The sequence below is a fragment of the Leifsonia sp. HAY1-4F genome (assembly GCF_056755275.1).
In genome coordinates, this window is record NZ_JBNDHX010000725.1 from 1 (window position 1) to 230 (window position 230).

Consider the following 230-nt stretch of genomic DNA (forward strand, 5'->3'; position numbering starts at 1 on the left):
CGTTGAGAGCGAATGATGGGAAGCGTGTCGCCGTTTTCTGCCTCGATCTCGATGGCTTCAAGCCGGTCAACGACACCTTCGGGCACGCCGCGGGTGACGATGTGCTCAAGATGGTCGCCGAGCGCCTGCGAGGGGCGGCGAGGGGTCATATGGTGGCGCGGCTGGGTGGCGACGAATTCGCCATCCTGATGGAGGCTGGCGAGGGAGATGTAGCCGAGCTGGCACAGGGC

The 230-nt window shown here is 64.8% G+C and carries 1 protein-coding gene; it reads left to right on the forward strand.

The window, feature by feature from the left end:
* Positions 1-2: 2 nt before the first annotated feature.
* Positions 3-230: diguanylate cyclase (locus ACPYOG_RS21125; protein WP_481295992.1), on the forward strand; the 228-nt coding region annotated here is incomplete at its 3' end.